The sequence below is a fragment of the Arthrobacter sp. CAN_C5 genome (assembly GCF_017875735.1).
GTDB lineage: Bacteria > Actinomycetota > Actinomycetes > Actinomycetales > Micrococcaceae > Arthrobacter_D.
The window spans coordinates 931,874-958,873 of sequence record NZ_JAGGMZ010000001.1 but is presented as its reverse complement, the minus strand read 5'-3'; the positions used below and the strand labels follow the sequence as shown (position 1 = coordinate 958,873).

Annotated in this window: 22 protein-coding genes; 8 read left to right on the top strand and 14 right to left on the bottom strand. The window is 67.2% G+C overall.

Annotation, left to right across the window (positions count from 1 at the left end):
• Positions 1 to 1,254: a class I SAM-dependent methyltransferase gene (locus H4V95_RS04640; RefSeq protein ID WP_196865195.1), complete on the top strand. Its 1,254-nt coding sequence runs from the start codon at positions 1 to 3 to the stop codon at positions 1,252 to 1,254.
• Positions 1,255 to 1,468: 214 nt separating this feature from the next.
• The gene (locus tag H4V95_RS04635) at positions 1,469 to 1,906 is read left to right on the top strand and encodes a hypothetical protein (RefSeq protein WP_196865196.1); all 438 of its coding nucleotides are present in this window, start codon (positions 1,469 to 1,471) and stop codon (positions 1,904 to 1,906) included.
• Between the two features lie 15 nt (positions 1,907 to 1,921).
• Here the strand turns inward: H4V95_RS04635 and H4V95_RS04630 are convergent, their stop codons facing one another.
• A complete protein-coding gene (locus H4V95_RS04630; RefSeq protein WP_196865197.1) occupies positions 1,922 to 2,938 on the bottom strand; it encodes a LacI family DNA-binding transcriptional regulator in 1,017 nt (338 codons plus the stop codon).
• 250 nt (positions 2,939 to 3,188) lie between these two features.
• Here H4V95_RS04630 and H4V95_RS04625 point away from each other — a divergent pair, with 250 nt between their 5' ends.
• The 4 genes from H4V95_RS04625 (at position 3,189) to H4V95_RS04610 (ending at position 8,503) form a co-directional block, all read left to right on the top strand.
• Entirely contained in the window at positions 3,189 to 5,243 is a 2,055-nt protein-coding gene (locus H4V95_RS04625) for a beta-galactosidase (RefSeq protein WP_196865562.1), read from the top strand.
• Positions 5,221 to 6,159, top strand: a complete 939-nt coding sequence (locus H4V95_RS04620) for a carbohydrate ABC transporter permease (RefSeq protein WP_196865198.1) — start codon at positions 5,221 to 5,223, stop codon at positions 6,157 to 6,159. Before H4V95_RS04625 ends, H4V95_RS04620 begins: the two co-directional genes overlap by 23 nt.
• A gap of 98 nt (positions 6,160 to 6,257) precedes the next feature.
• Positions 6,258 to 7,091, top strand: a complete 834-nt coding sequence (locus H4V95_RS04615; protein WP_196865563.1) for a carbohydrate ABC transporter permease — start codon at positions 6,258 to 6,260, stop codon at positions 7,089 to 7,091.
• A gap of 80 nt (positions 7,092 to 7,171) precedes the next feature.
• Positions 7,172 to 8,503: an ABC transporter substrate-binding protein gene (locus H4V95_RS04610; RefSeq protein WP_196865199.1), complete on the top strand. Its 1,332-nt coding sequence runs from the start codon at positions 7,172 to 7,174 to the stop codon at positions 8,501 to 8,503.
• Between the two features lie 71 nt (positions 8,504 to 8,574).
• On the opposite strand, the gene H4V95_RS04605 is transcribed toward H4V95_RS04610, so the two are convergent.
• Complete coding sequence (locus H4V95_RS04605) at positions 8,575 to 9,372, bottom strand: alpha/beta hydrolase (protein ID WP_209728974.1); 798 nt, start codon at positions 9,370 to 9,372, stop codon at positions 8,575 to 8,577.
• A gap of 37 nt (positions 9,373 to 9,409) precedes the next feature.
• The gene (locus tag H4V95_RS04600) at positions 9,410 to 11,122 is read right to left on the bottom strand and encodes a glycoside hydrolase family 3 N-terminal domain-containing protein (RefSeq protein ID WP_312883948.1); all 1,713 of its coding nucleotides are present in this window, start codon (positions 11,120 to 11,122) and stop codon (positions 9,410 to 9,412) included.
• A 109-nt stretch (positions 11,123 to 11,231) separates the two neighbouring features.
• Here H4V95_RS04600 and H4V95_RS04595 point away from each other — a divergent pair, with 109 nt between their 5' ends.
• Complete coding sequence (locus tag H4V95_RS04595; RefSeq protein ID WP_209728972.1) at positions 11,232 to 12,371, top strand: glutamate--cysteine ligase; 1,140 nt, start codon at positions 11,232 to 11,234, stop codon at positions 12,369 to 12,371.
• A gap of 35 nt (positions 12,372 to 12,406) precedes the next feature.
• On the opposite strand, the gene tsaD is transcribed toward H4V95_RS04595, so the two are convergent.
• From tsaD to H4V95_RS04565, 6 genes are all read right to left on the bottom strand, one after another.
• Positions 12,407 to 13,483 (bottom strand): tRNA (adenosine(37)-N6)-threonylcarbamoyltransferase complex transferase subunit TsaD, encoded by a 1,077-nt coding sequence (tsaD, locus tag H4V95_RS04590; RefSeq protein ID WP_209728969.1) that lies wholly within the window; start codon positions 13,481 to 13,483, stop codon positions 12,407 to 12,409.
• The gene (gene rimI, locus H4V95_RS04585; RefSeq protein WP_196865203.1) at positions 13,480 to 13,923 is read right to left on the bottom strand and encodes a ribosomal protein S18-alanine N-acetyltransferase; all 444 of its coding nucleotides are present in this window, start codon (positions 13,921 to 13,923) and stop codon (positions 13,480 to 13,482) included. The genes tsaD and rimI overlap by 4 nt, the downstream gene beginning before the upstream one ends.
• Positions 13,920 to 14,579, bottom strand: a complete 660-nt coding sequence (gene tsaB / locus H4V95_RS04580) for a tRNA (adenosine(37)-N6)-threonylcarbamoyltransferase complex dimerization subunit type 1 TsaB (RefSeq protein WP_209728967.1) — start codon at positions 14,577 to 14,579, stop codon at positions 13,920 to 13,922. Before tsaB ends, rimI begins: the two co-directional genes overlap by 4 nt.
• A 9-nt stretch (positions 14,580 to 14,588) precedes the next feature.
• Positions 14,589 to 15,140, bottom strand: coding sequence for a tRNA (adenosine(37)-N6)-threonylcarbamoyltransferase complex ATPase subunit type 1 TsaE (tsaE, locus tag H4V95_RS04575; RefSeq protein WP_395939794.1), 552 nt, complete (start codon positions 15,138 to 15,140; stop codon positions 14,589 to 14,591).
• Positions 15,127 to 16,302: an alanine racemase gene (gene alr, locus H4V95_RS04570; RefSeq protein WP_209728965.1), complete on the bottom strand. Its 1,176-nt coding sequence runs from the start codon at positions 16,300 to 16,302 to the stop codon at positions 15,127 to 15,129. The genes tsaE and alr overlap by 14 nt, the downstream gene beginning before the upstream one ends.
• Before the next feature lie 69 nt (positions 16,303 to 16,371).
• Positions 16,372 to 17,460, bottom strand: a complete 1,089-nt coding sequence (locus H4V95_RS04565) for a carbohydrate kinase family protein (RefSeq protein ID WP_196865206.1) — start codon at positions 17,458 to 17,460, stop codon at positions 16,372 to 16,374.
• Positions 17,461 to 17,549: 89 nt separating this feature from the next.
• On the opposite strand from H4V95_RS04565, the gene H4V95_RS04560 reads away from it, so the two are divergent.
• The gene (locus H4V95_RS04560) at positions 17,550 to 18,896 is read left to right on the top strand and encodes a 6-phospho-beta-glucosidase (RefSeq protein WP_209728963.1); all 1,347 of its coding nucleotides are present in this window, start codon (positions 17,550 to 17,552) and stop codon (positions 18,894 to 18,896) included.
• A 31-nt stretch (positions 18,897 to 18,927) separates the two neighbouring features.
• Here the strand turns inward: H4V95_RS04560 and H4V95_RS04555 are convergent, their stop codons facing one another.
• The 5 genes from H4V95_RS04555 to glgX all read right to left on the bottom strand — a co-directional run bounded on the left by H4V95_RS04555 (position 18,928) and on the right by glgX (position 26,942).
• On the bottom strand, positions 18,928 to 19,488 hold the full coding sequence (locus H4V95_RS04555; protein WP_196865208.1) for a GNAT family N-acetyltransferase: 561 nt from the start codon (positions 19,486 to 19,488) through the stop codon (positions 18,928 to 18,930).
• 12 nt (positions 19,489 to 19,500) lie between these two features.
• Positions 19,501 to 20,547, bottom strand: coding sequence for an L-glyceraldehyde 3-phosphate reductase (gene mgrA, locus H4V95_RS04550; RefSeq protein ID WP_209728961.1), 1,047 nt, complete (start codon positions 20,545 to 20,547; stop codon positions 19,501 to 19,503).
• 51 nt (positions 20,548 to 20,598) lie between these two features.
• On the bottom strand, positions 20,599 to 22,335 hold the full coding sequence (gene treZ / locus H4V95_RS04545; RefSeq protein WP_196865210.1) for a malto-oligosyltrehalose trehalohydrolase: 1,737 nt from the start codon (positions 22,333 to 22,335) through the stop codon (positions 20,599 to 20,601).
• Positions 22,332 to 24,662, bottom strand: a complete 2,331-nt coding sequence (gene treY, locus H4V95_RS04540; RefSeq protein WP_209728959.1) for a malto-oligosyltrehalose synthase — start codon at positions 24,660 to 24,662, stop codon at positions 22,332 to 22,334. Before treY ends, treZ begins: the two co-directional genes overlap by 4 nt.
• A gap of 99 nt (positions 24,663 to 24,761) precedes the next feature.
• Positions 24,762 to 26,942: a glycogen debranching protein GlgX gene (gene glgX / locus H4V95_RS04535; RefSeq protein WP_209728957.1), complete on the bottom strand. Its 2,181-nt coding sequence runs from the start codon at positions 26,940 to 26,942 to the stop codon at positions 24,762 to 24,764.
• Positions 26,943 to 27,000 lie beyond the last annotated feature (58 nt).

Genomic DNA, 27,000 nt, shown 5'->3' with positions numbered 1-27,000 from the left:
ATGGCCTCCAATGCCGCAGCCGCGGCTGCTTCCCCGGATCCCATCGCGCCGCTCCTGACCCCTGCCGGTTGGGAACTCTTGAATTCCTTGGCTCCGTACAACGAAGCCGACACGATGCGTCTGAGCACTTCACTGCGCCGGGCGGGGCATGACCCGGTGGTGATCTCGGCCGCTCTCACCCAGTCCCGGTTGCGCGCCAAGGCGGAAACGAAGTTTGGGCCCTTTGCTGCCCGTATGCTGTTCACCGCCGCCGGTTTGGAACAGGCCACCCGCCTCGGGGTGGCTGCCCGTCATGCTGAACGCTATGTCACGGCTGGCCTCGAACGGGTCGCCGATCTGGGCTGCGGGATTGGTGCTGACGCGATCGCCCTGGCCAGCCTGGACCGCCAGGTCACTGCTGTGGAGATCGACGAGACGACCGCCGCCGCAGCGACCATGAACCTGATGCCCTGGCCCAATGCCACTGTGGTGGGTGGCGACGCCGAGTCGTTCGACCTCACCGGCTACGACGGCGTGTGGCTGGACCCGGCCCGCCGGACCACCAGCACCTCCGGCACCACGCGGATCTTCGACCCGGAAGCCTTTTCCCCTCCCCTCTCGTTCGTGGAACGGCTGGCAGGGAGCGGCACCCCCGTCGGGGTGAAGCTAGGACCGGGCATCCCGCACGAGGCGGTGCCTGCCGGGTGCGAGGCGCAATGGGTCTCGGTGGATGGGGACGTCACCGAGGTGACACTCTGGTTCAACTCCCTGAAGCGCCCTGAGGTGCGCCGTTCCGCGCTGGTGATCAGCTCCCATGGTGCCGCCGAGCTCACCAGCGCCTCCGACTTCGACGCCGACGGCCGGCCGCCTCTCGGCGCCCCCGAAGGCTACCTGTACGAACCGGACGGCGCGGTGATCCGCGCCGGACTGGTGGCCGACGTCGCACGTCAACTGGATGGCCATCTGCTGGACCCGCGGATCGCCTACATCTGCGCCCCGACTTTGCAGGACACGCCGTTTGCCCGTGCGTACAAGGTGATCGACGTGATGCCGTACAACGTCAAGGCACTAAAGGCGTGGGTCCGCGAGCAGGGAATCGGCGTGCTGGACATCAAAAAGCGCGGTACCTCGGTGACCCCGGAGGAGTTGCGGAAGCAGCTCTTTGCCGGGTCGGGGAAGGCCCGCAAATCAGCCGGGAAGAAGAAGGCAACCCTGGTCCTCACCCGGATCGGCGAAGACCGGGTGGCGATCGTTGTCGACCCGGTCACCGGCTGACGGCGGCACCTGCCCCCACTCCCCTCCATTTGGTGAGCAATCTGGACATCGGTGGGCAAGATCTCGCCCACGGATGCCCAGGTTGACCCCGCCGGTCCAGGTTGCTCACCAAAACGGGCTCCTGCGGTGCCCAATCCCGTCGACGGCCCAGTCCCGTCGTCGGCGCCGCCCCATCTCCTCCGTAAACTGTCGGTGCCGGATGGGACAGTTGGGCATGGAAACGGACATTCCCCGTATCGATGTCATTCTGCGAACGTTCCTCGAGGACGTCAGCGCGGGTCGGAGCAACTCAGTCGGCGCGCGGTATTACCGGGTAATGGTGCACCTGTACTGCTATCTGGAGTCAGTCGACGCCGACGCAGTGCTGGGCACTGCAGCTGGGACCCTGCTCGCCGCGGAGCGTGAGTTCCACCCAAGCGGTGCCTTCCTCCGGCTGTTCACGGCCCACGATCTGGTGTTCTGCCTACCCGGCTTCCTCGACAACCGGTGGCTGATGCAGGATCCGGCTGATGCGCGGACCCAGGTCAGCCTGACGGACCGGTTGCTGCGGTGGATCAGGCACCGGTACCCACGGGACCTTTACTACTGCTCCAGCGGAATCCACGAGTGCACCGTGGCAATCAGGCAGGCCCGACGGCGACTGCGGAGATAGTGCCCTGCCACCTCGCTAGGCCGAACCCCGCCACATCACTGAGGTCTCAAGCACTTGTGCCGGGCTGGGCAGGCCCCGAATCTGGGCGAGCACCAGCTCCGCCGCGCGCTCCCCGAGGAGGTCGGCGGGCTGCCTGACCGTGGAGAGCTGAGGCCTGCACCGCAAAGCCCAGCTGCTGTCGTCAAAACCGACGATCCCCACGTCCCCCGGGATCTGACGGCCGGTTTCCTGTAACGCCGTCATTGCGCCCGCCGCCACGGCGTCCGAGGCGGCGAACACACCATCCAGGTCAGGGCGGCGCCGCAACAGCTCCTGCATCCCTTCCAGGCCAAACCCGTAGGTGTATAGCGGATATTCCACCACCAGCGACGGGTCAAACAGCTCACCCATCGCCGCCTTGAACCCCGCAAGCCGGTCCTGGCCGGAGTCTCGGTCCAGCGCGCACGCGATCATCCCCACCCGGGTTCGCCCCGTGCCGACGAGGCGGGACGTGATGGCCTCGGCCGCGGCCACGTTGTCGATCGCCACATAGGGGATATCCGGGATGCCCGGCGGGTGGCCCACAAAAGCCGCTGGAACTCCCAGGTTCCTGACAGCCAACGCAATCGGGTCCGATTCCCTGGCTGACACGATCACCGCGCCGTCCACCAGGCCGCCCTGAAGATAGTCAGCAACGCGCCGACTGTCCCGCGCGGAATCGATGATCAGGGTGACCAATTGGAAGTCGGCGGCGGAGAGCACCGCGTTGGCACCCAACAGGATCGACCCGATATTGGGGTCCTCGAACAGCAGCGAGTGGGGTTCGTGGATGATCAACCCGATGGCACCCGACTCCTGCCGAACGAGGTTCCGGGCCATCGAGTTCCGGACATAACCCACCCTCAAGATTGCTTCCTCCACGGCGAGCTTCGCATCCTCGGACACGTAGCGTTCCCCGTTGACCACCCGGGAGACCGTTCCACGGGACAGCCCCGCCGCCGAGGCGACATCATTGATGGTCGCCCTTCTGGTGCGCGTGCGAGTCGACTCCATACCTGTACTTTAGCCGAGCAATCCCTTGGCCCGCGGTGCGATGATCCGTACGTCCCGCCGTGGCAGTGCGTCCCTTTCCGTTGACAACCAAATGTGACGTGCCTTACTCTGGGAACGTTCACAGATTATCTCGATGGCGAGCTTTCCACTCGGGTCTGGGAGCGTTCACAGAATGCTTCCCGATACGCTGCCTGCCCTCGGCATGAACATCCATGCATGACTACGAGGAGCCGGGTTGAAACCGAGCACGATGACCGTCACTGACCTCTCCGGCACCGGAGACCTGGTCTTCGGCTGTGACTACAATCCGGAGCAGTGGGACCCATCCGTGTGGACCGAGGACGTCCGGTTGATGAAAGAGGCGGGCGTCAACTTCGTCGCCATCAATATTTTCGGTTGGGCGGAGCTCGAACCCTCTGAAGGGAGCTTCGAGGTGGACCGCCTCGATGAGGTCATCAACCTCCTGCACGCCAACGGCATCTCGGTGAACCTGGGCACCGGCACCTCGTCCCCGCCGCCCTGGCTGACCACCCTGCACCCGGACATCCTTCCGCAGATGGCCGACGGCACCCGCCGGTGGCCGGGCGGGCGCCAGGCCTGGTGCCCCAGTTCGCCGGTGTTCCGCGAGCGCGCACTGCGGCTCGTGGAACAGGTGGCACGGCGGTACGGAAGCCACCCGGCCGTCAGGCTCTGGCATGTGTCGAACGAACTCGGCTGCCATAACGCCCTGTGCTACTGCGACGCGTCCGCCGCTGCGTTCCGTCTCTGGCTGCAGGACCGCTACGCCACCATGGAGGCGCTCAACCAGGCCTGGGGCACCTCCTTCTGGAGCCAGCGGTACTCCGACTGGTCCCAAATCCTCCCCCCACGGGCCACCATCTCGGCGCACAACCCCACCCAGGTACTCGATTTCCACCGGTTCAGCTCCGATGAGCTGCTGGAGTACTACCGGGCCGAGGCCGCTGTGATCCGGAACCACAGCTCCATCCCCGTGACCACCAACTTCATGGTCACCGCCCACATCCGCAACCAGGACTATTGGACCTGGGCCCCCGAGATGGACGTCATCGCCAACGACCACTACCTTGACCACCGGCTCGATGCGCCGCTGGCCGAGCTGGCTTTTGCCGCCGACACCACGCGGGGTCTCGCCCAGGGGAACCCGTGGCTACTGATGGAGCATTCCACGGGCGCAGTGAACTGGCAGCCTCGGAACATTGCGAAAGGTCACGGGGAGATGATCCGCAACTCCCTCGCCCACCTCGCCCGCGGGGCGGACGGACTCTGCTTCTTCCAGTGGCGCGCATCGCTGCAGGGCAGCGAGAAGTTTCACTCGGCCATGCTGCCGCACGCCGGCACCGATTCACAGACCTGGCGTAACGTCGTCGAGCTCGGCGCATGCCTCCGGAAGCTGCGCGAGGTCGCGGGTACCACGGTGCAGGCGGAGGTCGCGATCATCTTCAGCTGGGAAGCATGGTGGGCACACGACCAGGAGTCACACCCCTCCGGTGACATCAGCTACCTGGGCCAGGTCCATGCTGTGTACCAGGCACTCTGGGAGTCGGGGCTCACGGTCGATGTGGTGGCCCCCGGCGCGGACCTCGCTGGCTACCGGATGGTGGTGGTGCCCAACCTGTACCTGGTGCGCGATGAGCACGCGGCGGTCATCAGCGACTACGTCGACGGCGGCGGATCCGCCGTCGTCACCTTCTTCAGCGGGATCGTCGACGAGAACGAGAGGGTACGCCCCGGCGGCTACCCGGGCGCGTTCAAGGACCTGCTGGGAGTCCGCACCGAGGAATTCTTCCCCCTCGACCCGGCACACCCGCTCACGCTGGACAACGGCTCCCCCGCCGCCCTGTGGTCAGAGGCGCTGCGCCTCACCACAGCCGAGGCGTACCTCAGCTACGCGGCCGGCACCCATGAGGGGACGCCCGCGGTGACCCGCAACCGGTTCGGCGCTGGCGTTGCCTGGTACGCAGCGACCGTGCTGGACCCTGGTGTCCTGAAGGACCTGCTGCTCCGCGCGGCTGTGGGAGCGGGAATCCTCCTCCCCGATGCGCAGACCGGCCTCGAAGCGGTCACCCGCCACGGGAACGGTCACGAGTACCTCTTCCTCATCAATCACTCCGCCGAGGATCGCAAGCATCGGGTCACCGGCATCGAGCTTCTCACCGCTGAGCCGGTGAACGGCGTCGTTGTCGTTCCCGCTGGTGCGGTCCGCGTCATTCGCACTACCCCAGAGATCCCCGACACCGACGGCCCCACCCCGGGCCGAAAGGATGCAGGCAATGACAGTCCCTAGCACGTCGGCCGAGGCCCCGAAAGCGCCCCAGGTCGCGAGGAAGACCCGTTCGGCGAGAGCGCAGCGCCGCGCTGTGGCCCTGTTCATCGCGCCGTTCGCGGTGCTTTTCCTCGCCTTTTACGCCATCCCGATCGTCTACGCGGTCGTACAGTCGCTGCTCACCGTCGAGCGTGAGGGTACGTTCGGCGCCCCCCGCCAGGTCTTCGGTGGCCTGGTGCAGTACGAGCAGGTCTTCCAGGACAACGCATTCTGGGCCTCGGTGGGCCGGGTCCTGCTCTTCGGCGCGGTACAGGTGCCGATTATGCTCGGTCTCGCACTTCTGTTTGCGCTGCTCCTGGATTCGCCGCTGCTCAAAGGCAAGAAGTTCTTCCGGCTGGCGTTCTTCGCCCCCTATGCCGTGCCCGGTGTCATCGCCGCCATCATGTGGGGGTTCCTCTACTCACCGTCGCTGTCCCCCTTCAGCGCCGTAACGTCGAACGTTGAATTCCTTTCGGCCGAACTCGTGCTCTGGGCGATCGCCAACATCGTGACCTGGGTCTACGTCGGGTACAACATGCTCATCATCTACGCCTCGCTGCTCGCTATCCCGACAGAGATCTACGAGGCCGCACGGCTCGACGGTGCTAACAACGTCCAGATCGCCTGGCGCATCAAGATCCCCCTCGTGGTCCCGGCAATCATCCTCACGGCCGTCTTCTCGATCATCGGCACCCTGCAGTTGCTCGCCGAACCGCAGACCCTCCGCAGCTTCAGCTCGGCGATCAACAGCACCTTCACCCCCAACCTTGCCGTCTACACCACCGCTTCGGTCCCGAACTACAACCTCGCCGCTGCGTTCTCGGTGGTCCTGGCACTCGCCACGTTCATCCTCTCCTTCGTCTTCCTGAAGTCGACCCAGCGGAAGGTTACCCAGTGATGTCTTCCCCCACCACCGCCCCCAGGCGCCCACGCGGAGCGGGTCCCACCGAACCGGATGGCGCCGTGGACCACGGTCGCGGGCCACGCCAGAGCATCATGTCGCGCAGCGCCGCAATGCTGGTCATGGGCGTCTTCACCCTCTACTTCCTGACCCCCATCTGGTGGCTCCTCACCACATCGACGAAAACGGGCGGCGAGATCACCTCGACCGTGCCCCTGTGGTTCACCGCCAATTCCTTCGGGACGTTCTTCGACAACCTGGCGCGTCTGTTCACCTACGGGGACGGGCTCTTCGGACGATGGCTCATCAACTCGGCGATCTACGCCGGCGTCGGGGCGCTGATCGGCACGATCGTGGCCGCAATGTGCGGGTATGCACTCGCCAAGTACGAGTTCAAGGGTCGCGAGGCGATCTTCAACATCGTGCTCAGCGGCGTCCTCGTTCCCGCCACCGCACTGGCCCTGCCGCTGTTCCTGATCTTCAGCCAGGCCAACCTGACGAACACCATGTGGGCGGTGTTTCTACCCAGCCTGGTGAGCCCGTTCGGCGTCTACCTGGCGCGGATCTACGCGGCGGCCAGTGTCCCCGGTGAACTCCTCGAAGCCGCGAGGCTTGACGGTTCGGGAGAGATCCGCACCTTCTTCACCGTGTCGACCCGCCTGATGGCACCCGCTCTGGTGACCATCTTCCTGTTCCAGTTCGTGGCGATCTGGAACAACTTCTTCCTGCCGCTCATCATGCTCCGCGACCAGGCGCTCTTCCCGGTGACGCTGGGGCTCTACGCCTGGAACAGCCAGATCAGCCAGATCCCCGAACTCCGCATCCTGGTGATCGTTGGAGCACTCGTCTCCATCGTGCCCCTCATCATCGCGTTCCTCGCGCTCCAGCGTTTCTGGAGCAGCGGGCTCGGCGCAGGCGGCGTGAAGTAACACCCACAAATTCATATGACCAGCACCACTGGTGCGGGAGCGTCCGCTTCCGCACTGCACTACCACCGATAGGAAAGACAATGCGCGCGCATTACGGAAAAGTCACCGCGGCCTTTGCCATCTCTGCGCTGGCTCTCACCGGCTGCTCAGCCGGCGGGGACAGCACCGACGCCGGAGCCGAGGCAGCAGCCTGCGAAGCCTCCGAAGGCCCGGTCGAGCTGACCTTCACCACCTGGGTTCCGGGAATGGACCAGGTCGTCGAGCTGTGGAATGAGGAGAACCCGGACATCCAGGTGACGGTGCAGACCGGCCCCAACGGCAACTCCGGCACCTACCAGAACTTCTTCAACCAGATCCAGGCGGGCAACGCCCCCGATTTGGGCCAGATCGAGTACGACGCACTGCCCAACTTCCGTGTCCAGGACGGTCTGGAGAACATCGCCGAGTGCGAGAACGTCGCGGGGTCCGCGGACCAGTTTGTGGACTGGACGTGGGGACAGGTGACCTTCGGTGAAGAAGGCTCCGTCTATGCCATCCCGCAGGACAGCGGCCCCATGGCCATGTACTACCGTGCCGACCTCTTCGAGGAGGCAGGCATCGAGGTCCCCACCACGTGGGAGGAATACGCTGCCGCCGCCGAGCAGATCAAGGCCGAGGGCGCCTACATCACCAACTTCCCGAAGACCGACGTCAACTGGTTTGCCGGAATGGTCTGGCAGAACGGTGGCCAGTGGTTCGCCAACGACGGCGAGAGCTGGGACGTCAACCTGACCACCCCCGAGTCGGAAGAGGTCGCCACCTACTGGCAGGACCTGCTCTCCGAGGACCTGGTCTCCACCCTGCCGTCCTTCTCGGATGAGTGGAACGCCTCCTTCAACGAGGGAGAGCAGTGGACCTGGGTCTCAGCAGTGTGGGGTGCCACGACCCTCTCCGATGGTGCGCCCGACACCGCCGGCAAGTGGGCTGTCGCCCCGATGCCGCAGTGGGAAGCCGACACTCAGAACGCCGGCAACTGGGGTGGGTCGTCCACCGCAGTGCTGAAGGGCTCTGAGCACCCGGCTGAGGCCGCCCAGTTCGCCCTGTGGCTGAACACCGACCCGGAGGCCCTCGCACTGGCCAACGAGCTCGGCGGACTGTACCCGGCAGCGAAGTCGGCAGCCGATCTTGACGCCTTCGCCGGTGGAGTGGAGTTCTACGGTGGACAGGAAATCTACGATGTCTTCGCTGAAGCGTCGGCCAATGTGGACCCGAACTTCACCTGGGGCCCCACCATGACGCAGACCTACACCGACGTCTCTGACGGTTTCGGTGCAGCAATCGGCGGGTCCGGCACGCTGATGGATGCACTCGCCGATGGCCAGCAGAAGACCATCGACGCCCTGAAGGCCCAGTCAATCCCGGTCAACGAGTAGCACACGCCGGCTAACCGCTGAGGACGAGACCTGGAGGGGCATGATCGCCGCCCCGCCAGGTCTCGTCGTCGTTAACCGGCAGGTTGCAGGAAATCGGTCGTGACACGGGCGAGGGCGAGGCGGGCAGCCTCGTCGGAAATGGTTGGGTCACCGTCGCCGAAGATGGAGCTGTAGGCACCGAACTGGCTGTGTTCCATACCGTTGATCTCGACCAGGTCGGCGCTGATCCCGGCATCGGCGAGGCGCTCCCTGACCACCCGGGTGGGAACGATGCCGTCCCTGCTGCCCGTGACCGCCAGCACCTCACGGCCGGCGGCACCGGTAAGAACCACCTCGTCGTCGGGAAACGCGGCCCACAGCAGCAGCCCCTCAAACTCCGGATGGGTGTCGAAATAGTGGGCCGCGGTGATCCCGCCGAGCGAGTGACCACCGATCCACCACGAGGTGACGTCCGGTTCGGCGGCGAGAATCCCCGCTGCCGCGTCGTCGCGTAGCGACGCGAATCCGAACGGCATGTCGGCGAGGTACACCGCGACTCCCGTCGCCTCGACGATCGGGGCCCACGACGCCAGATACGCCTCAGGAGTGGTTCGTGCGCCCGGGTAGAAGACGATCCCCGTTCCCGTCGTCGTGCCGACCGGCAGCAACGCCAGGTATCCGTCCCGATCGAGGACCTGCACCGCCGGGTTGTTCCGGACCGCTGCCGCCGCGTCCTCCTCGGCCGGCGACGGGGTGAGCACCACCGCCGCTGCGGTGACCACCACTGCCAGGAACAGGAGAACGAGCACCAGCAGTACCCGTCGGATTAGCCGCCACTTCGTCTTCCGCGCAGGCGGGTTCCGCACGGGTGGCGGCGCATCGGCTGGCATGATCCAAGGGTACGCGCGACGGTTTCGGGCTAGCGGCTCAGCATCCGGTGCCGGCGTCATACCCGGCCGTCGCGACGGGCAGCCGTCCGGGGGCGGCCGCCGCACCCGTGAGCACATCCAGCACCGCGGCGAAGGCGCCCGGCGTGTTGGAGTACGCGGCGATCTCCACCGGAGCGTCAACCGCATCCAGTGACCACGGCGCATCCAGTGCAACCGCGATGTCCGCCGCAGCACCCGCACCGTCCGGACCCACGAGGGCGACGGTGGTGCCACCGGCACCCACAATGACCCCGCGATCGGCTGCGGCCGCGGTGAAGCGTTCGACGTCGGCGGCGGTACCTCCGATGATCGACGCGGTCCCGTTCAGCAGATCCCCCTCGCACGCTCCGGTCAGGACGGTGATTCCCGCCGCGGAGGCAGCCTCACTGGCCGGTCCATGTTCCCCGGGTGAAGCGGTCTCGGCGTCGTCGGCGAGCTCGGCCTGCCACATCATCAGGGTGACCACCCGGGTGGCGGCTTCGGCCAGTCGTTCGCTGGGCAGGGTTCCGTCCTGGATTGCGGCAACGATCCCCGCGTGGGCCGCGTAGGCGTCGGTGGGCATCAGCAGCAGGTCGGCGCCGGCCGCCAGGGCCCGTGCCGCCGCCTGGCCACCCGGGTAGAGCTGCTCCACCGCTGCCATGTTCAGGGCGTCGGTGACCACCACCCCCTCGAAGCCCAGATCGCGCAGCGCGTCGTAGTTGGGTGCCGACACGGAGGACGGCACCCCGGGGTCGAGGGCTTCCACCGCGATGTGGCCCATCATCATCACCGGCACCCCGGCCTCGGCCGCAGCCCTGAACGGTGCCCAGTCACGGTCCTCAAGCTCCGTGAGCGAAGCGGTCTGCACCGGTAGTTCCAGGTGGGAGTCGGCGGGGACCGAACCGTGCCCGGGGAAATGTTTGACGCTGGGCAGGATTCCCGAGGCGAGCATCCCGGTCACGGCCGCGGGGCCCAACTCGGCCACCAGCTCCGGGTCGTCCGAGTAGGCGCGGGCCCCGATGGTGGGGTCGTCGGCGCCGGTGGTGACATCCACCGACGGGGCGTGGTTCATGGTGAAGCCGAGACCTGCCAGCTCGGAATTCATCGCGGTCATCGAGGTTTCAAGCAGGGCTGGGTCAGCTGCCGCACCGTAGGTCATGGGGGTGGGCCAGGACGTGAGCGGGGAGCCCAACCGTGCGACCTGACCGCCCTCCTGGTCCACCGACACCACCGCCGGCCAGGTCCTGCCATCCGCGGCCACCGCCTCCGTGAAGCCCCGGGTCACTGCGGTCATGGCCACCGGGTCAACCGCCCCGTCGGCGGTGAGCGGCACGTTGTCGCCCATCACGATGCTGCCGGCAAGGTGCAGATCACGGATCGCCTGCTCCTGTGACGCAGGGTCGGTGCCCGCGTAAAAGCCGACCATCACCTGGCCAGCCAGCTCCTCGGTGGTCATGTCCGCGACGGCCGCGACGGCGTCGTCGTAATGCTGGGTGCTGGGGCCCCAGGACAGCCGGGCACCGGCGGTCGCCGTTGGCTCGGCGGTCGCAGGCTGGGAGGCTGGCGGGCCCGACGACGACGTCGGGGGCGTCGCGGAGGGGGCGCCGGCGCCACCCCCACCGGGGGTGCACGCCGACACGAGCAGGAGGGTCAGGACCGCCAATCCCAGGTGGCGTGAGCCCCGACGGCGTGGCTGATCCCCGGTGTTCGCCCGATGGGCTGCGCTTTTCACCCTATCGATGCTACTCCTGCACTAATATTGGGACAGTTCTCTTCCGCGGATGCCGCGCTACCGAGGCACATTTCCCTTTACAGTCCGGTACCGGTCAGGAGCCAGCTAGATGAAGATCGAATTCGCGCAGTCAGCGCAGTCCACGCTCGGAGTGGAGTGGGAGCTGGCGTTGGTGGACCGCTACAACGGTGACCTGGTGTCGGTGGCCAACCAGGTGTTGCGGGGGGTGGCAGCCAACCATCCGGAGCTCCAGGAGGATGAGGAGCACCCGCACATCAAGCAGGAGCTGCTCCTGAACACGGTGGAGCTCGTCACCGGAATCTGCCATACGGTCGCCGATGCTAAGGCGGACCTGTCCCGCTCGCTGGCCGCGGTCCGTGAAGTGACCGACCCGATGGGTGTGGAACTGTTCTCGGCCGGGTCGCACCCGTTCAGTGTGCCCCGTTCGCAGCCGGTAACCGACAAGGAACGCTACTTCAAACTCATCGACCGCACCCAGTGGTGGGGCCAGCAGATGGTCATCTACGGCGTGCACGTTCACGTGGGACTGGACCGCCGGGACAAGGCGATGCCGGTGCTCGACGGGCTCGTCAACTATGTGCCGCACTTCCAGGCACTGTCAGCGTCGTCGCCGTTCTGGGGTGGCGACGACACGGGCTATGCCTCGCAGCGCTCCCTGATGTTCCAGCAGTTACCCACCGCCGGGCTTCCCTTCCAGTTCCCCTCCTGGGCCGAGTACGAGTCCTACGTGCAGGACATGTTCGCCACCGGAGTGATCGACGCGGTGAACGAGATCCGCTGGGATATCCGACCCGTCGCCAACCTGGGGACCATCGAGATGCGGGTGTGCGACGGCCTGTCGACCCTTCAGGACGTCGGGGCGATTGCAGCGCTGACCCAGTGCCTCGTCGACGAGTTCTCGACCACCCTCGACAACGGTGGGACCATCCCCACCATGCCGCCGTGGCACGTGCAGGAAAACAAGTGGCGCGCCGCCCGGTATGGGATGGAAGCCATCATCATCCTCGATGCGCAGGGCAACGAGCAGCTGGTCACCGATCACCTGGTCGAGGTGCTGGACCGGCTGCAGCCGGTGGCGAAGAAGCTGGGCTGCGTCGAGGAGCTCGGTGACGTGGAGAAAATCCTCGCCCGGGGCGCTGGCTACCAGCGGCAGCGCCGGATTGCCGCCGAAAACGACGGCGACCTGAGCGCCGTCGTCCTCGACATGGTGGCGCAGCTCCGGGAGTAGCCAGCCCCTATCCCCCGGGTCATGGAAAACGGGGGTCAGGCGTAGACGCTGGTCACCGGGAGCGAGGAGTCGGTGGCGAACCCCAGCCCGGTGGGCTCCCCACCGCCCATCACGATCTGCGCGCCCAGGGCGGCCACCATGGCGCCGTTGTCGGTGCAGAGGGACAGCGGCGGAACGGTGAGCGTGATCCCGGCGGCGGCACAACGCTGGTTGGTCAGGGTCCTCAGCCGGGAGTTGGCGGCCACCCCACCGCCGAGCAGCAGACTGGTGATCCCGTGTTCGCGACACGCCAGCACCGCCTTGGACGTGATGACGTCCACCACCGCCTCCTGGAAGGACGCGGCAATATCCGCCACGGGGGGCTGGACGCCGTCGGCCTCGTACTGCTCGACGCAGCGGGCGACGGCGGTCTTCAAACCGCTGAAGGAAAAGTCGTACCGGTGCGGGCCGGGCTGCTCCGCCGTGCCGAGGTACTTCGGTTGGGTCAGGCCGCGGGGGAAGCGGATCGCCTGGGGATTCCCGTCGGCCGCGATCCGGTCGATCGCCGGACCACCCGGGTAACCGAGACCGAGGATGCGCGCCACCTTGTCGTACGCTTCTCCGGCGGCGTCGTCGATGGTGCAGCCCAGCAGCTCGACGTCGGAGGCGAGACTGTTGACCCTCAGGATTTCCGTGTGGCCTCCCGAGACCAGCAGCGCACCGAGGTTCGGTGGCAGTCCCTCCGGGAATGCCGCGTCAAGCACCCCCACACCCACGTGCGCGACCAGGTGGTTGACCGCGTAGAGGGGTTTCCCGGTGGCCAGGGCCAGGGCCTTCGCAGCGGAGACACCCACCATCAGCGCGCCGGAGAGCCCCGGACCGGAGGTCACAGCAATCGCATCAAGGTCCGCGAGGGTGACGCCAGCTTCGGCGAGCGCCTGCCGCAGGGTGGGTACGAAGGCGTCGAGGTGTGCCCGGGAGGCGATCTCGGGGATCACTCCCCCGAACCTGACGTGTTCGTCCATCGAGGAGGACACAGTGTTGGCGAGCAGCTGCGTGCCGCGCACGATTCCGACGCCGGTTTCGTCGCAGGAGGACTCGATCCCCAGGACCAGCGGATTGTCCCGGTTCACAGGATCAGCCTCATTACCCAGGCGTCGACGCCGTCGCGGTAGTACTTCCGGCGGGTGTGGATGTGCTCAAACCCGTTGCGCACGTACAGCTCCTGTGCCCGGGGGTTGTCGGCCCGCACTTCCAGCAGGACTTCAGCGGCGCCCCGCCGTCGTGCCTCGGCGAGCAGTTCGGTCAGCATGGCGCTGCCGATGCCCCGGCCCTCGCACTCGGGGAGGACGCCGATCGTCTGAATGTCGGCGGTTGTTGCCACGACCATGACCCCGGCGTAGCCGACCATGCGGCCGTCAACCTCGGCCACGAGGTAGCGGCGTGTTTGCGTCTGTGACACCTCGTCGAGGAAGAGCTCCAGCGGCCAGGCATCCACGGGGAACAGCTCCAGCTCGAGCTGGGCCACGGCGGGCACATCCTGCAGCAGCAGGTCGCGCAGTGAAAAAGTCATGCGGTGGCTCTCTTCCGGGGGCCGGGGACCCGCGCGTCGGACTCCCTGAGGTACAGCGGCGAGGTGTCGAGGAGGTCCAGCCCGGCCGTCAGCCGGCGGTAGGCCGAGCGGCCGAGGGCGGCGGCCGACGGGTGGACATCGGTGAATCCGTCCACTCCGGCGAGCGCCCCGGGGTAGAGTCCGGCGCCCTTCCCGTAGGCGGGGAGCGATGGCAGGGACGACGGCGCGCCCACCGCGGGGCCGGCCAGCAGCTCCGGGAGGCCGTCGGCGGCGCGGTAGCGGGCCCAGTAGACCTCTTTCCGGCGGGCGTCGGTGGCGACGAGGAACTCGCCGGACCCGAGGTGGGCTGCAGCGTCCTCGGCGATCGAGTCGAGGCTCATCACACCGTGCAGGGGTACATCCCAGACGTAGGCGAGGGTCCGGGCCGTGGCCAGTCCTGCCCGCAGCCCGGTGAAGGGTCCGGGCCCCACACCCACCACGATCGCGTCCAGGGCCGCTCCGGCGATCCCCTCCCGGGTCAACAGCCCGGCGACGGCGGGGGCCAGCACTTCCGCGTGGCTCCGGGTGTCCTCGGTCGCAAAATTCCCGGTCACGACGCCGTCCCGCACCAGTGCGGCACTCGCCGCGGCGGAGGTATCGAGGGACAAGATCAGCATCCTGCCAGCCTAATCGAGCCGGCTGGCGGCGGGCGGCGTATTCGCCCAGCGCTGACCGAAGGCCGTGATGAGCACCCGGCGGGGTTCGTCGTCGTCGTTGTCGGTCCCGGGGGATTCATGGGGGACGGTCTCGGACCCCACCGGCCGCTCCAGACGGATCTCCAGACGGCTGGCGGCCAGGTGCTCCACCCGCCCGGCGCCCCATTCCACCACGGTGACGCTGGTGTCCATCGTCGATTCCAGGTCGAGGTCGTCAATATCGGCGGCGGATTCCAGCCGGTAGGCATCTGCATGCACCAGGGCCGGTCCGTCGGAGAGCGGCGGGTGCACCCGGACCAGCACGAAGGTCGGCGAAATAATGCCGGGACGGACCCCCAACCCCCGCCCAAGCCCCTGGGTGAAGGTGGTCTTGCCTGCGCCCAGTCCGCCGGTCAGGATCACCAGGTCACCCGAGGCGAGGTCGCCGCCGAGATCGGCCGCGAAGCGCTGCAGTTCGGCCGCCGAGTGAACGGTAAGGGTCCTGGTCCACTGCTGGCCTTCCACTCCGTTACTGACCTGCACTGGCGTCCGCTCCGTTGAGATAGATGCGCTGGACGCGTGCGCTGATCCGGGTCACGATCTCGTAGTTGATGGAACTGCTGGCGTCGGCCCAGTCATCGGCCGACGGTTCACCGGCGTCCCCGCCGAACAGGACTGCCGGAAGCCCGAGGACGCTTTGCCCGGTTCCGGCGATCCCGGTGGCCTGCAGATCGATCACCAGTTGGTCCATGGCGATCTTGCCCACCACCGGATAGGTGCGACCGCCCACCAGGACCGGGGCGCCGGTCGCCACCCGGGGGACGCCGTCGGCGTAGCCCACCGGGATCAGCGCGAGGGTGGTGGGCCGGGTGGTGCGGTAGGTGAGCCCGTAGGAGACCCCCTGTCCGGCGGGAACCTCCTTGCAGCTGGCCACCGATGTCACGAACCGCATGGCGGGGCGCAAGCCGAGCCCGGCGGAGTTCTGACCGTGGAACGGCGACAGTCCGTAGATGCCGAGACCCACCCGCACCAGGTCGAAGTGGGTGTCGGGGCGGGACAGGGCGCCGGGCGTGTTGGCGAGGTGCCGGAGTTCCACGTCGATGCCACCGTTCTCAGCGGCGGCGACGGCCTCGCGGAACCGGCGGACCTGCTCATCGGTTTCGTGTCGGTCCGGTTCGTCGGCGACGGCCAGGTGGGAGAAGATTCCGACCACGCGCAGCAGGCCCTCTTCCTGGTACTGCAGGGCAAGGCTGACGAGCGCCCCCCACTGCTCGGGCGGGCACCCGTTGCGGCCCAGACCGGTGTCAATCTTCAGGTGGACGCGGGCTGGCCTTTCCTCGCGCCGGGCGGCTTCCGCCACGTGCCCCAACTCCCACCCGGAGACGCCGATATCGATGCTGTCCCGGATGGCTGCACCGAAGTCGGACTCGACGGTGTGCAGCCAGGCGAGGATGGGGGCCTCGATGCCCGCCTCCCGCAGCTGGAGCGCCTCGGTGATGTGGGCGACCCCCAGCCAGGTGGCGCCCGACTGGAGTGCCGCGCGGGCAACGGGGAGCGCCCCGTGCCCATAACCGTCGGCTTTGACGACCGCCATCACCTTCGCGGGACTGACGACGTCGGCGATGTGCCTGACGTTGTGGCGCACCGCGGACAAATCGATCTCCACCCGGCGTTCAACAGGCGGGGGAACAGTAGAGAAACTCACTGGTCCATTCTGTCATTCCCGCCGCACACGGGACGCAGCCTGGCCCGCGCGCTGACCCGGGAGCGCAGGTCAGGCGTCAGATTGGTGGGCGATGGTCGCCGAGGCTCGCCGGACGGCCCCCGGCGGGACCCCTGCGATCATTTCCTCAAGGAACTCGTAGCGCCGAAGCCATTGTTTCCGCACCTTCTCCCGGGAGGCGCTCATCCGGTGCCACCAGTCGGCGATATCGCCCCACCCGGGCGCTGCCAGGGAACCCCCGACCTCCTGGACGGAGAGCGCGGCGCACAGGTTCGCGAACCGGAGCCGGTCCGCCAGCGAGAACCCGGCGAGGTCCCCCATCACGAAGGCCGCGCCGAAGCAGTCACCCGCACCGGTCGGGTCGTACGCCTTCACCGGCAGGGCGGGCACCCACTCCTCCTCCCCCGTGATCGAGTCGATGGCGATCGCGCCCTGCTGCCCCACGGTGACCACTGCCACCGGCACCCGGTCGGCGAGCGCGTACAGCGCCGCCCACGGGTCGTCGGTGCGGGTGTAGGCCATCGCCTCAAGGTCGTTGGGCATGAACGCGTGAAAGTACTGCAGGGTGTCCAGGGCACTGCCCGCCCACTGGCCGGTCGGATCCCAACCCACATCACCGAAGAGTCGGGTCCCGCTGGACTGGGCCGCCAGGGCCCAGGGGGCCAGCTCCGGTTCAACGCTCACGACGGCGGCACGGCAGCGAGGGGGCGGGTCACCGATCAGGTCGGTGGCGGACATTGGCGACGGGTGGCCGTGGGTCACCATCGAGCGGTCACGCTGGACGGACAAGGACACGGTGACCGGTGAGTGCCAGTTCTCGAACGTCCTCGACCGGGACAGGTCAACATGCTCCTGGTCGCGGAGGATGCCCTTGTTGTAGTCGCCGTAGCCGTCGTCACCGAACGCGGCCGACAGGGTGGTGCGTAACCCGAGCCGGCTCGCAGCGATCGCCTGGTTTGCGACGCCGCCTGGGCAGGATCCCATCCCGTCCGCCCATACCTCGGTGCCGGGGGACGGCAGGTGTTCGAGGCCCGTGAAGACAATGTCGAGGAACACCGACCCGCTCAGGAGCAGGTCAAATTCCGGGTCGGCCGCGGTGCGGCTGTCGGCCAGTGGATCGAAACGATGCGCGGTGCCCATGTACGGCACAATACTCTTAGGCTCACCGCACCCGGCAACCGGAGCGGACCCGGCCTGACCGAAGGGAACACCGACAGCGTGGAGGGTGAATGAAACTGGTCATTGTGGGTGGCGGCGGGTTCAGGGTGCCCCTGGTGTACCGGGCTTTGTCCGCGGGGCGGTTCGCCGGGCTCATCGACCAGGTGGTGCTGCACGATTCGGAGCCCACCCGGTTGGACGCAATCGTCCGGGTTTTGCACACCATGCCGTTGCCTGCCGGCTCCACCCGCCCCCACCTCGCGACCGAGACCCGGCTCGACGTGGCGCTGGCCGGGGCGGACATCGTGTTCGCCGCCATCCGCAGCGGTGGTGCTGCGGGACGCGTGATCGACGAGCGGGTGGCGCTGGCTGAGGGGCTGCTGGGCCAGGAGACGGTCGGGGCGGGCGGGATTTCCTATGCGCTGCGGTCAGTGCCACAGATGCTCACTGTTGCCCAGTCCATGCGGCGGGTCTGCCCGGACGCGTGGCTGATCAACTTCACCAACCCGGCGGGCATGGTGACCCGGGCCGTGCAGGGGGTGCTTGGCGACACAGTGATCGGGATCTGCGATTCGGCCTCCGGGCTGGTGTCGCGGGCCGCCCACGCCGCGGGGGTGCCACTGACGGAGGGGTCGCTCGCCGGGGTGGACTATGTGGGGCTGAACCACCTGGGCTGGCTGAGGGGACTGACACTTGACGGCACCGACCGACTGCCAGCCCTGCTGGCCGACCCGCAGCGTCTCGCGTCCTTCGAGGAGGGCCGGGTCTTCGGCCCGGACCTGCCTGGGCTCCTGGGTGCCATCCCGAACGAGTATCTGTTCTACTACTACTTCCACCGCGAGGCCGTACGCTCGCTCGCCGGCTCGGCGGAAACGCGGGGCGCGTTCCTGCACCGCCAGCAGGAGGGGCTCTACACCGAGCTGTTGTCCGCTCCTGAGCCCTACGCGGTGTGGGAGGGTGCGCGCCTCGCGCGGGAGGAGGGTTATCTGGCGGAAGCCCGCCCGGACACAGCCGTGCGGGACGAAGCCGACCTCGCCGGAGGAGGCTACGAACGGATTGCCCTCGCGGCGATGCGGGCCCTGCTCACCGGACACCCCGCCGAGCTGATCGTGAATGTTCGCAATAACGGTGCGCTGTCCACGCTACCGGCGGACGCCGTCGTCGAGGTCCCGGCACGCCTGGACCGGACGGGTGCGACGCCGCTGCCTTCCAAACCCCTGGCCCCGCATCAGCTGGGCCTGATGGCACAGGTGCTGGCCGTCGAGGAAGCGGTGGTGGAAGCGGCGGTGCACGCGGACCGCGACGCGGCGCTGCGGGCCTTCCTGCTGCATCCACTGATCGATTCGGCACACGCTGCCACCCGGCTGTTGAAGGGGTACGAGCGGGAATTCCCCGCACTGGCCGCCTTCTGGAAGTAGGCGGCCACCGGCGTGGAGTACCCCGGGGAGGTCAGAGGTCGCGGAACATGATGTGCAGGCCGACGAACCCCGCCACCGGGTGCCTGAACGCCCCGGGCACCGTGGTGAGGATCCTGAAGCCGAGGGACTCCCACAGGCGAACCGCCCGGGTGTTGGTCGCCACGACCGCGTTGAACTGCATGGCGCGGTACCCCTGCACCCGGGCCTGCGCGAGGACATGTGCAGCAAGTGCCCGGCCGACCCCCAGGCCGCCGGCGTCGCCGGCCACCAGGAAACTGGCGTTGGCCACGTGTGCCCCGCCTCCGCCCCGGTTCGCGTGCAGCTGCGCGGTCCCGACGACGGCGCGGTGTCCGTCGGCTCCTCGGGTGGACTGGTCAGTCACGGTGGAGGCCCCGGTGAACACTTCGGCCACGTAGACCCGCATCGTCGGGTCGGCGGGAGCCAGCCATTCGATCCGGGCCTGGGCTTCCGACAGGCCGGTGTCCCAGCAGTAGGTTTCCCCCGCCCGCGCCACCGGTTCCATGATGGCCCAGAGATCGGGCCAGTCCGCCTCGGTGGCAGGGCGGAGGTGCAGCGCACCCGGGGTGGACATCAGCGGCGCTGCTTAGGCGTCGAGGGCCTTGGCCCACAGGTTGATGTCCGATTCGACAGCGAACTCGTCGATGCTGGTGAGCTCGTCGTGGCTGAACTCGAGGTTCTTCACGGCGGCGAGGCTGTTCTCCAGCTGCTTCACGCTGGACGCGCCGATCAGCGCCGAGGTGATGGCACTGCCCTTCGACTGCTCCCGCAGAATCCAGGCGATCGCCAGCTGGGCGAGCGACTGGCCGCGGCCCTTCGCAATCTCGTTCAGGCCGCGAACCCGGCGCAGGTTGTCCTCTGACAGGTGGTCTTCCGACAGCGACTTGTTGGACGCCGCACGGGAGCCCTCGGGGATGCCGTCGAGGTAGCGGTCGGTCAGGAGCCCCTGGGCCAGCGGCGAGAAGGCGATCGAGCCGACGCCTTCCTGCTCCAGCACCTCGGGGAGGTTGGGGGTACCGTTCTCCACCCAGCGGTTCAGCATTGAGTAGGAGGGCTGGTGGATCAGGAGCGGGGTGCCGAGGTCCAGCAGGATCGCTGCCGCCTCAGCCGTCTTCTCGGGTGAGTAGGAGGAGATGCCCGCGTACAGGGCACGCCCGGAGCGTACGGCGGTGTCGAGGGCGCCCATGGTCTCCTCGAGCGGCGTGTTTGGATCGGGACGGTGGCTGTAGAAGATGTCCACGTAGTCCAGGCCCATCCGGTTCAGGGACTGGTCGAGACTCGCGAGCAGGTACTTGCGTGAACCCCATTCGCCGTACGGGCCGGGCCACATGTCGTAGCCGGCCTTGCTGGAGATGACCAGTTCGTCGCGGAACGGCGTGAAGTCGTCCTTGAGGTGCCGACCGAAGTTGGTTTCGGCGCTTCCCGCGGGTGGCCCGTAGTTGTTGGCCAGGTCAAAGTGGGTCACCCCCAGGTCGAAGGCGCGTCGCAGGATGGCACGCTGGTCAGCGAACGGCTTGTCATCCCCGAAGTTGTGCCACAGGCCCAAAGACACCGCGGGCAGCTGCAGGCCGCTGCGTCCCACTCTGCGGTAGGGCATGGAATCGTACCGGTCATCGGCGGGGTGATACGTCATGAATGGCTCCTGGGTCTGGGGAAATGGGGGCGGGGGCGCGAACTGGAGGAATCAGCTGAGGATCGCTGACCCGCGGGCGGGCAGGGACAGCCGTCCGGCGTCGAGCCTCTCGCCCGGGACGGTGGACAGCAGCACCTGCGCCGCGTCGACGGGGAGGGTGCGTTCCTCATCGGCAAGATTGACGACGACGACGGTCCCTCCGCGGCGCAGGGCCAACCACTTCTCTGCCTCGCTGAATTCGACCGACACGGCGGTGAAATCCGGGTTCATCAGGTCGGGGGTGTCCCGGCGCAGCCGGATCAGTCGGCGGTACAGGTCCAGCAGGCGGGTGTGGTCGCCCGTCTGAACCTCCGCCCAGTCAAGCTTCGCCGAGGCGAAAGTAGCCTCGTCCTGGGGGTTGGGCACCGTGTCGGCGTCCCAGCCCATCCGTTCAAACTCGCGGAGGCGGCCTTCGGCGGTGGCCTTGCCCAGTTCCGGTTCGGGGTGGGAGGTGAAGAACGGCCAGGGGGTGGATGCACCGTACTCCTCGCCCATGAACAGCATCGGGGTGTAGGGACCGGCCAGGTTCAGGACGGCCGCCTGCGCCAGCTGGGCGTAACCCACCGTGGCGCCCATCCGGTCGCCGGCAGCACGGTTGCCGATCTGGTCATGGTTCTGGGTGCAGACCACCAGCTGGTGGGTGGACACCTGGGCCGGATCGATGGGTCGCCCGTGAACGCGTTCCCTGAACGACGAGTAGGTTCCGTTGTGGAAGAACCCGTGTTCGAGCACTTTGGCCAGCGCGGCGACGGAGCCGAAGTCCTCGTAGTAGCCATCGGTTTCACCGGTGACGTTGACGTGGACCGCGTGGTGGAAGTCGTCGCTCCACTGGCCAGCGAGCCCGTAGCCACCGGCGGTCCGCGCCGTGATCAGCCGCGGATTGTTGAGGTCGGATTCGGCGATCAGGAACAGGGGCTTGCCCAGCTCCTCGGCGCACGCGTCCGTTTCGGCCGCGAATTCTTCGAGAATGTGGACGGCCCGCTCGTCGTGCAGTGCGTGCACCGCGTCCAGGCGCAGGCCGTCGATGTGGAAGTCCCTGAAGAACATCGCGATGTTGTCGAGCACATACCGGCGGACCTCGTCCGAGAAGGGTCCGTCGAGGTTGAGGGAGTCCCCCCAGGTGTTGGCCTTGCCCTCCGTGAGGTAGGGCGCGAACTGGCCCAGATAGTTGCCGCTGGGTCCCAGATGGTTGTGCACCACATCCTGGATAACGCCGAGGCCGCGCTGGTGGGTCGCGTCGACGAACCGCTGGTATCCGGCGGGTCCCCCGTAGGTTTCCTGCACGGCGTGCCAGAGGACGCCGTCGTAACCCCAGTTGTGGGTGCCGTTGAAGGCGTTGACCGGGAGTAGCTCAACATACTGCACACCCAGATCCGCCAGGTAGTCCAGCTTCCCGATGGCCGCGTCGAAGGTGCCCTCGGGAGTGAAGGTCCCGATGTGCAGTTCATAGATGGCCCCGCCGGCCAGACCGGGTGAGACCCAGGAGCTGTCCTGCCAGGTGTGCGCGCCGGGATCGAACGTCCGGGAGAGCCCGTGCACGCCGTCGGGCTGGCGACGCGAGCGGGGATCCGGGATTGGCGACTCGGCACCGTCCACCAGATAGCCGTAGTCGATGTCCCCGGTACCCGTGGGTGCGGTGTCGGCGGTCCACCAGCCGTCGTCGCCCCTGGTCATCGTGGTGGTGGTGCCCGCCGCCGTCAGCGACAGGGTGGTGGCCTTGGGTGCCCAGACGTCGAATGGTTTCCTCATGATGCGTCCTCCCGGATCAGCAGTGCTACGGGGTAGGTTTCGAAGATGGTTCCGGCGGGCACGGCGCCCCCGGAAAAGGTTGCCCCGGTGATGGCGCAGCTGTACTGGCCCTCCGGCAGGACGACGGCGGTGTCCTGCCAGCCGCCGCGTCGCTGAAGCCCCAGCGGGAGCCGGGTGAGAAGGGCGACGGCTCCCCCGCGGTCGAAGCCGAAGACGTGATCGGCCGCCGCACCGGTTGCCGGGACGGCCGCGTAGCCGTCGAAGAGTTCCGGCCGGTCGCGGCGGAGTTTCAGTGCGCGGGAGACGACGAGCAGCTTGGCCACCGCGCCGTCGTCGACGGCGGGCAGCGCACCGAAGGCGAGGTCCACCAGGGACTGCTTCCGCGCCTCGAAGTCCACCGGGCGGCGGTTGTCCGGGTCAACCAGCGAGTCTTCCCAGAATTCGGAGCCCTGGTACACGTCCGGGACACCGGGCATGGTCAGCTGCAAAAGCTTGGCACCGAGCGAGTTGGACCAGCCGTAGCCCTTGATCTTTTCCACCAGGTCGGTGACCAGCGCGTTGACCGCCGGGGTGTCGTAGGCGGCGTCCACTGCAGCGTGCATCCGCTCCTCGAAGGCCTCGTTGGGTGCCGTCCAGTGGGTGCTGGAGTCCGCTTCGCGGGACGCCTTTTCCACGTAGGCGTGCGCCCGCTCGCGGCTCAACGGCCAGGCACCAATCATGGCCTGCCACAGCAGCGACGAGAAGGCCGGGTCACCGAGGGGCGCAGCGTCGTCGAGCTGGCCGAGCACGATGGCCCAGTCGTCAGCCATTTCGGACAGGACGCTGATCCGGGCCCGGGTGTCCTCGCTGCGTTTGGTGTCGTGGGTGCTGAGCGCCGTCATCGAGAGTGGGTTGTCGCGCTGGCGGCGCAGGAGGCGGTTGTGCATTTCCACCCGGTCGATGGCGAAGATCGACGGGTCGGCGCCCACCTCGTTGAGGGAGGTCAGCCGGTTGTACCGGTAGAACGCCGTGTCTTCGACGCCCTTGGCCATCACCATACCCGAGGTCTGCTGGAACCGGGTAGCCAGCTCGGTCATGGGGGTGTCAGCGTCGGCGGCGTCAGGATCAGCCAGGTAGGGGTTGAGCAGGGGGTGCAATGCCTTCAGGGTGTCGGCGAGGTCCGGCCGGTGCACCTGGGCCGCGACGACGGCGTCGTCGAGGTAGTCGGCCCCGCCGGGAAGGTAGCTCCGGTAGACCGGGAAGCAGGCGAGCAGTTCGGCGATGGCGTCGGCGGCCCGCTCGTGGTCAAGACCAGCGTCGGAAGGTACTAACCGGGTGAGGCGGAGCACTTCGGACCGGAGGATGCCATCGGCGATGCCGCGTTTCGTGCCGTGGATCATCGAGTGGAAGTCCTCGGCCGGTGCCACCTGTTCCAGGGTGGCCTGTCCTGCCGGGTCCACGAACAGGCGGTCGATGTCGGCCAACGCGTCGTAGCCGGTGGTTCCTTCGCTGGCCCAGTCGGCGGGGAGGGTCTCCCCCGGCTCGAGAATCTTTTCCACGAGCACGTAGGCCCCGCCGGTGAGCTCGCGCAGCCGGTCAAGGTAGCCGGCGGGGTCGGCGAGCCCGTCCGGGTGGTCAATTCGGAGCCCGTCCACCAGGGATTCCTCGAACCAGGTCCGGATTTCGCTGTGGGATTCGTCGAACACCCGCGGCACTTCAACACGCAGGCCGGCCAGGGTGTTGACGCCGAAGAAGCGGCGGTAGTTCAGTTCGCTGTCCGCCCGGCGCCAGTTCACCAGCTCATAGTGCTGGCGGGCGTGCACCGCCTGGGCGGTGTCACCGGTTTCGTAGCTGCCGTCCGCGATGGGGAACCTGTGGTCGTAGTAGCGCAGCTCCCCGCCGTCGAGCTCCAGGGCGGCAAGCTCGTCCCCGCCGTCGCCGAGCACCGGCAGCCGGATCTTCCCGCCCGCGGCTTCCCAGTCGACGTCGAACGCCTCGGCGTAGGGCGAATCCTGACCGCCCTTGAGCAGTGAAGACCACCAGGGGTTCTGGGCGGGGGTCTGCACTCCCAGGTGATTGGGCACAATATCCACGAGGACGCCGAGGCCTGCGGCATGCGCGGCGTCCGAGAGCGCCACAAACGCGTCACGTCCGCCACGCTCAGGGTCGATTGCGGTGGGGTTGGTGACGTCGTAGCCGTGACCGGATCCCTGTTCAGCGGTCAGCACTGGCGACAGGTACACCCAGTCCACGCCAAGATCCCGCAGGTAGGGAACCACCGCAGCGGCATCCCTGAGATCGAATTCGGATCGGATCTGCAACCGGTAGGTCGACTTCGGGGTCCTCATGCATGTACTCCTGAACTGGGATGCTGCGGTTGTGCGGGGTGAGCCGGCTGACCCCGGCGGGGCCGGGGTCAGCCGGATGGAACCTTGGGCCAGCAGTGGTTAGGCGCCGCCGGGCTGGTGCGAGTTTGCCAGTGCGGCCAATGATGCCGCGACCGAGTGATCGAGATCCTCGGTTTCGGTGTGGGCGCGCAGGACCACCATTGATTTGGCTTCCAGCGTGATCGTGGCTTCCGAGGGAATGGAATCCGAGTCGGCGAACTTGCCGGCGGTGTCGATCACTTCGTCCCAGGCCGGAGCGTACTCCCGCGGTGGGAGGGTGAAGTCGACCGGCTCGTCGCTGGCGTTGAACAACAGCAGGAAGTTCTGGTCGGTGATCCGCTGCCCACGGGCGTCGCGGCCGGAGATGCCCTGCCCGTTCAGGAAGACGCCGATGGAGCGGCCGAACCCGGTGTCCCAGTCCTCCGGCGCCATGACGGTGCCGTCGGTGCCCAGCCACACGATGTCCGGCAGGGCTTCGCCCTCGCCGCGTCGCACGGGCCGTCCGTCGAAGAACCGGCGACGCCGGAACGTGGGGTGCTCGGAGCGCAGCCGGTTCACTGCGGCGGTGAACTCCAGCAGCGGCTGGTCCACCTGGTCCCAGTGAATCCAGCTCAGTTCGGAGTCCTGCGCGTAGGTGTTGTTGTTGCCCTGCTGGGTGCGGCCCACCTCGTCGCCGTGCAGCAGCATCGGGACGCCCTGCGAGAGCAGCAGCGTCGCGATGAAGTTCCGCTGCTGGCGGACCCTGAGGGTATTCACCTCGGGGTTCTCGGAGGGACCTTCCTCGCCGCAGTTCCAGGACCGGTTGTGGGATTCGCCGTCGTTGTTGTCTTCACCGTTGGCATCGTTGTGCTTCTCGTTGTAGGACACGAGGTCGCGGATGGTGAAGCCATCGTGTGCGGTGACGAAGTTGATCGACGCGACCGGACGGCGGGCCGACTGCTCGTACAGGTCCGCTGAGCCGGTCAGGCGAGACGCAAACTCGCCCAGGGTCGACGCTTCTCCACGCCAGAAGTCGCGCACCGTGTCGCGGTACTTGCCGTTCCACTCGGTCCACTGTGGCGGGAAGTTGCCCACCTGGTAGCCGCCAGGACCCACGTCCCACGGCTCCGCGATGAGCTTGACCTGGGAGACTATGGGGTCCTGCTGGACCAGTTCGAAGAAGGCCGACAGGCGGTCGACGTCGTAGAACTCGCGGGCCAGCGTGGACGCCAGGTCAAAGCGGAAGCCGTCAACGTGCATTTCAGTGACCCAGTAGCGCAGCGAGTCCATCAGCAGCTGCAGGGAGTGCGGGTTGCCGACGTTGAGGGAGTTACCGGTACCGGTGTAGTCCATGTAGTACTTCTTGTCGTCTTCGACGAGCCGGTAGTAGGCCGAGTTGTCGATGCCACGCATCGACAGGGTGGGGCCCATGTGGTTGCCCTCGGCGGTGTGGTTGTAGACCACGTCGAGGATCACTTCGATGCCGGCGAGGTGGAGTTCACGCACCATCGCCTTGAATTCCTGAACCTGCTCGCCGGTGTCACCGGCGGAGCCGTAGGTGTTGTGCGGTGCGAAGAACCCGATGGTGTTGTAGCCCCAGTAGTTGGTGAGGCCCTGTTCCTGCAGAGTGCTGTCGTTGACGAACTGGTGCACGGGCATCAGTTCGATGGCGGTGATGCCAAGCTTCTGCAGGTGCGAGATGACCGCGGGGTGGGCGACACCGGCGTAGGTGCCGCGCTGGTCCTCAGGGACCTCGGGGTGCAGCTGGGTGAGACCCTTCACGTGGGCTTCGTAGATGACTGACTGGTGGTACGGGATGCGTGGTTTGCGGTCGCCGTCCCAGTCGAAGAACGGGTTCACGACGACGCCGAGCATCATGTGGGGTGCCGAATCATCGTTGTTGATCGAGTTTTCGTCACCGAAGTTGTAACCGAAGAGGGCTGGATCCCAGTCGATCTGCCCGTGAACTGCCTTGGCGTAGGGATCCAGGAGCAGCTTGTTCGGGTTGCAGCGGTGGCCCTCCTCCGGTGCGTTGGGGCCGTGCACGCGGTAGCCGTACTTCTGGCCGGGCACGATCTGCGGCAGGTACCCGTGCCAGACGTAACCATCGACTTCGTGGAGTTCAATGCGGGTCTCGACGCCGTCGTCGTCGAGCAGGCAGAGCTCTACCTTGTCAGCAATCTCGCTGTACAGCGCAAAGTTGGTGCCGGTGCCATCATAGGTGGCGCCCAAGGGGTACGCTTCGCCGGGCCAGAGTTCCATGTATTCTCCTGAAAAGTGGGTAAATCGTGGGTCGAAAAGTAAACGGTCCAGCTACCTT